Consider the following 4,795-nt stretch of genomic DNA (forward strand, 5'->3'; position numbering starts at 1 on the left):
GCCCACCAGCCCCAGGGGCCCGGCGTCCACCCAGTCGTCGCCCAGGTAGGCCAGCTGCGACCATTCCAGCCCGCGCGCCCGGCGCATGCCTTCAAGCAGCGGAGCCTTGGCCAGATGCCCGGCGTGGTATTCCTCCACGCCCAGCTCGCGCACGCGCTTTTCCACGGCCTTGGACTCCAGCCCGGTGATGACGGCGATCTCCAGCCCGGCGGCCTGGGCGACCTTGATGCCCAGCCCGTCCTGCACGTTGAAGCGCTTGGAGACGTTGCCCTCGGCGTCGTAGTACAGCCCGCCGTCGGTGAGCACGCCGTCCACGTCGAGCACAAGCAGCCGCACCAGGGCGGCGCGCTCCCTAGCGGACGCGCCGACCACGGGTCGCCTCCCAGATGTCCAGAAGATCACGCAACAGGGGCTCCAGTCGTTCCAGCGGCCAGGAATTCGGCCCGTCGCACAGGGCCCGGTCCGGGTCGGGGTGTGTTTCCAGGAACACGCCGTCGGCCCCGGCGGCCACGGCGGCCCGGGCCAGGGTCGGCACGAACTGGCGCTGCCCGCCGGAGCTCGCGCCCTGCCCGCCCGGCAGCTGCACCGAATGCGTGGCGTCGAAGACCACCGGGCAGCCGTGGGCCTGCATGGACGGCACGGCGCGCATGTCCACCACGAGGTTGTTGTAGCCGAAGCTGGCCCCGCGCTCGGTGAGCCAGATCATGGCGTTGCCCGTGCTGCGGATCTTGCCCACGGCGTTGGCCATGTCCCACGGGGCCACGAACTGGCCCTTCTTGACGTTGACCACCCGCCCCGTGCGCCCGGCGGCCACCAGCAGGTCCGTCTGGCGGCACAGGAAGGCCGGGATCTGGAGCACGTCGGCGACCTCGGCCACGGGCGCGGCCTGCTCGGGCAGGTGGATGTCCGTCAGCACGGGCAGGCCGGTCTCGGCCTTGATTTCGGCCAGCAGGGCCAGGCCCCGCTCCAGGCCCGGGCCCCGGAAGCTCTCCACCGAGGTGCGGTTGGCCTTGTCGAAGGAGCTCTTGAAGATGGCGGGCAGCCCCAGGGCGCGCGACACCTCGGCCAGCCGCCGGCCCACGGCCAGGGCCACGTCGCGGCTCTCCAGGGCGCAGGGCCCGGCAATGACGAAGGGCCCGGCCTGGGCCTGGGCGTGCAGCTGCGCGGCGCGAGCCATGCCCTAGCCCTTCCTGGCCTTGGCGCCGTCCTGGCGGCGGCGGCGGGCCGCGCCGATGAACTCGCGGAACAGCGGGTGCGGCCGCATGGGGTTGGACTTGAACTCGGGGTGGAACTGGCAGCCCAGGAACCAGGGATGGTCGGGCAGCTCCACGATCTCCACCAGTTCGCCGTCGGGCGACAGGCCCGAGAAGACCAGCCCCTGCTCCTTCAGCTGGTCGAAATAGGCTTTGTTGAATTCGTAGCGGTGGCGGTGGCGCTCGTCGATGGCGTCCCGGCCATAGGCCGCGTGGGCTCGCGTGTCCGGCTCCAGGCGGCAGGGATAGGCGCCCAGGCGCATGGTCCCGCCCTTGTTGCACAGCGCGTCGCGCACCTCCACCCGGCCCTTCTGGAAGTCGTACCACTCCTTCATCAGGTAGATCACCGGGTGCGGGGTGTTCTGGTCGAACTCCTCGGAGTTGGCCCCCGCGAGCCCGGCCACGTTGCGCGCGAACTCGATGACCGCGCACTGCATGCCCAGGCAGATGCCGAAAAAGGGCACCTTGTTGCGCCGGGCGTACTCGATGGCCTTGATCTTGCCCTCCACACCGCGCGAGCCGAAGCCGCCCGGAACGAGCACGCCGTCGCAGTCCTGGAGCAGCCCGGCCACGGACCCGGCGTCGATCTCCTCGGAGTTGATGTAGCGCAGGTTGACGCGGACACCGTTGGCCACGCCGCCGTGGACCAGCGCCTCGTGCAGGCTCTTGTAGGCCTCCTTGAGGTCCACATACTTGCCGCAGATGGCAATGGTCACCTCGCCCTGGGGGTGGTCCAGGCGGTGGACCAGGGAGTGCCACGGCGAAAGGTCCGGATTCTTGGCAGGCAGCTTGAGCATGATGGCCACTTTCTGGTCCAGGCCCTCGTCGTAGAGCTTGAGCGGCACCTTGTAGATGCTGTCCACGTCCACGGCGCAGAACACGGCGTCCTTGTCCACATTGCAGAACAGGGCGATCTTGGCCTTCAGGGAGTCGTCCAGGTCGCACTCCGAGCGGCAGAGCACGATGTCGGGCTGGATGCCGATGGAGCGCAGCTCCTTGACGCTGTGCTGGGTGGGCTTGGTCTTCAGCTCGCCGGCGGTCTTGATGTAGGGCACCAGGGTCAGGTGGATATAGAGCACGTTCTCCTTGCCCAGGTCGCCGCGCAGCTGGCGGATGGCCTCCAGGAAGGGCAGGCCCTCGATGTCGCCCACGGTGCCGCCGATCTCCACCAGGGCGACGTCCAGGTCGTCGCTGCCCAGGGACAGCACGGCGCGCTTGATCTCGTCGGTGATGTGCGGGATGACCTGCACCGTGCCGCCCAGGTAGTCGCCGCGGCGCTCCTTGGTGATCACGGTATGGTAGATGGAGCCGGAGGTGTAGTTGTTGCGCTGGCTCATGGGCACGTCGAGGTAGCGCTCGTAGTGGCCCATGTCGAGGTCGGTCTCGGCGCCGTCGTCGGTGACGTAGACCTCGCCGTGCTGGAAGGGGTTCATGGTCCCGGGGTCGACGTTGATGTAGGGGTCGAGCTTCTGGATGGTGCAGGAAAGCCCCCGGGCCTTCAGCAGGGCCCCGATGGAGGCCGCGGCCAGGCCCTTGCCCAGGGAGGAGAGAACGCCGCCGGTGACGAAAATGAACTTGGTCTTCATGGTCTGGACCTGCCCTCTTTGCTTGTTGTCCTCGATGCGTGCGGCCGTCGGCCGCCCGCCCGCTCAGTTCGCGTGGCCACCTGCGCGCCATTCAAGTGCGAACCCGCCGGAACCGGAGGGTCCTGGCGGGTTGCGGCGGTGGCAAAACCTCTGTATCTAACTATTTTTTCATGAAAAATCAGGAATTTGAGGGCCCGGGTCATCACGGTTCCATGTTGACGCTTTGCGGATGTCTCATTATGGTCCCTCGTGTTTCAGGTACGCTAGTCAACGGGCATCAGCCTGTCAAGAAAACATTGGAGGAGACCATGGCCCAGGTGAAGACGCTGGTCATCACCGGATACGGAACCAATTGCGAGGTGGAATCGGCTCATGCCGCCCGCCAGTCCGGCGCGGACACCGCCGATATCACCTACTTTTCCGACCTGGTCGCCGGACGGGTGCGCCTTGCGGACTACAATTTCCTGATCTTCCCCGGCGGGTTCCTGGACGGCGACGACCTCGGGGCGGCCCAGGCCGCCGCCCTGCGCTGGCGCTTTGCCCGCACCCGGGACGGCGACCCCCTGGTGGAGCAGTTGCGCACCTTTTTCGACGCCGGCGGCCTGGTCCTGGGCATCTGCAACGGGTTCCAGCTCCTGGTCAAGCTCGGGCTGCTGCCCGCCATCGGCGGGCGCTACTTCGAGCGCCAGGTCTCCCTGACCCTCAACGACTCCGCCAAATTCGAAGACCGCTGGGTGCGCCTCAAGGCCAACCCGCACAGCCCCTGCGTCTTCACCCGCGGCATCGACACCCTCGACCTGCCCGTGCGCCACGGCGAGGGCAAGCTCGTGCCCATGGACGACGCCGTGCTCAGGGAGCTGGTGGACGCCAACCTCGTGGCCCTGCAATACGCCGACCCGGCCAGCGGGCTGGTGACCACCGACTACCCGGCCAACCCCAACGGCTCGCCCCTGGGCATCGCGGGCATCACCGACCCCACGGGCCGCGTGCTCGGCCTCATGCCCCACCCCGAGGCGTACAACCACGTCACCAACCACCCGGGCTGGACGCGCGGCGAGGCCACCCGCCTGGGCACGGTGCTCATCGAAAACGCAGTGGCCCACCTGAAGGCCCAGTAGCCCCGGCCCGGGCCGCGCGGGCGCCCCTCGCCGGGCGCCCCGCGCGGCAGGCGGGCCCAGGCCCCATGCTGACCACAGACCTCCCCACCCTGCCCCCGGGCCTCGACTCCTGGGACCAGCCCATGCGCCAGGCCCTGGCCGAGGCCCATAGCGCGGCCCAGGCGGGCGAGGTGCCCGTGGGCGCCGTGCTCCTGGGACCCGACGGCGCCGTGCTCGCCCGCGCGGCCAACGCGCCCATAGCCAACGGCGACCCCACGGCCCACGCCGAGATCCTGGCCATGCGCCAGGCCGCCCGGCGGCTGGGCAACTACCGCCTCACGGGCTGCACCCTGGTGGTCACCCTCGAACCCTGCCTCATGTGCCTGGGCGCGATGGTCCACGCGCGCATCGGCGCCCTGGTCTACGGCGCCCACGACCCCAAGTCCGGCGCCGTGGCCTCGCGCCTCGACGCCGCCAGCCTGGACTTCGTCAACCACCGTTTCCCCGCCCTGGGCGGCGTTCTGGCCCAGGAATGCGGCGACGTGCTGCGCCGCTTCTTCCGCGCCCGGCGCCAGGCCGCCACGCCCCCCCCGGCCCCGCCCGGAAGCCACGGCTCCGAATCGGCCTGAAGGACAACGCACTCGGCAAGGGGGAGGCGGCCCGCAAGGGCCGGAAAGGAACGCCCCGGGCGGCGGAGTGGCCCGCAGGGGCAGGGGCAGGGAACAGCCCGGGGCCGCAGGCTGCCCGGGGGGAGCGCGAGGCGCCGCCCCGGGGCACAGGTCGCCCGCAGGGGCCAGGGCAGGGAACAGCCCGGGGCCGCGACCTGGCCCGTAACGGTCGAGGCAGGACACAGCCCGGC

At 70.0% G+C, this 4,795-nt stretch carries 5 protein-coding genes; 2 read left to right on the forward strand and 3 right to left on the reverse strand.

The annotated features are described in order from the left end of the window. The 3 genes from M0P34_RS13720 to M0P34_RS13730 form a co-directional block, all read right to left on the reverse strand. Positions 1–372, reverse strand: a 372-nt coding sequence (locus M0P34_RS13720; protein WP_291500111.1) for a phenylphosphate carboxylase subunit delta, incomplete at its 3' end; no start/stop codon positions are given. Then, the gene (gene kdsA, locus M0P34_RS13725; RefSeq protein ID WP_291500113.1) at positions 353–1,177 is read right to left on the reverse strand and encodes a 3-deoxy-8-phosphooctulonate synthase; all 825 of its coding nucleotides are present in this window, start codon (positions 1,175–1,177) and stop codon (positions 353–355) included. The genes M0P34_RS13720 and kdsA, both read right to left, overlap by 20 nt. Positions 1,178–1,180: 3 nt before the next feature. Continuing rightward, complete coding sequence (locus tag M0P34_RS13730) at positions 1,181–2,839, reverse strand: CTP synthase (protein WP_291500115.1); 1,659 nt, start codon at positions 2,837–2,839, stop codon at positions 1,181–1,183. 308 nt (positions 2,840–3,147) lie between these two features. Between M0P34_RS13730 and M0P34_RS13735 the strand changes: the two genes are divergently transcribed. Then, a complete protein-coding gene (locus M0P34_RS13735; protein ID WP_291500117.1) occupies positions 3,148–3,957 on the forward strand; it encodes a phosphoribosylformylglycinamidine synthase subunit PurQ in 810 nt (269 codons plus the stop codon). Between the two features lie 65 nt (positions 3,958–4,022). Next, entirely contained in the window at positions 4,023–4,565 is a 543-nt protein-coding gene (gene tadA / locus M0P34_RS13740) for a tRNA adenosine(34) deaminase TadA (protein WP_291500119.1), read from the forward strand. Positions 4,566–4,795: the final 230 nt, after the last annotated feature.

This window comes from Desulfocurvus sp. (assembly GCF_023230885.1).
Classification (GTDB): domain Bacteria; phylum Desulfobacterota; class Desulfovibrionia; order Desulfovibrionales; family Desulfovibrionaceae; genus Desulfocurvus.

What these genes read in the sequence shown, in the direction of transcription:
- kdsA (WP_291500113.1), bottom strand. Translation starts at nt 1,177, where the DNA reads ATGGCTCGCGCCGCGCAGCTGCACGCCCAGGCCCAGGCCGGGCCCTTC.
- M0P34_RS13730 (WP_291500115.1), bottom strand. Translation starts at nt 2,839, where the DNA reads ATGAAGACCAAGTTCATTTTCGTCACCGGCGGCGTTCTCTCCTCCCTG.
- M0P34_RS13735 (WP_291500117.1), top strand. Translation starts at nt 3,148, where the DNA reads ATGGCCCAGGTGAAGACGCTGGTCATCACCGGATACGGAACCAATTGC.
- tadA (WP_291500119.1), top strand. Translation starts at nt 4,023, where the DNA reads ATGCTGACCACAGACCTCCCCACCCTGCCCCCGGGCCTCGACTCCTGG.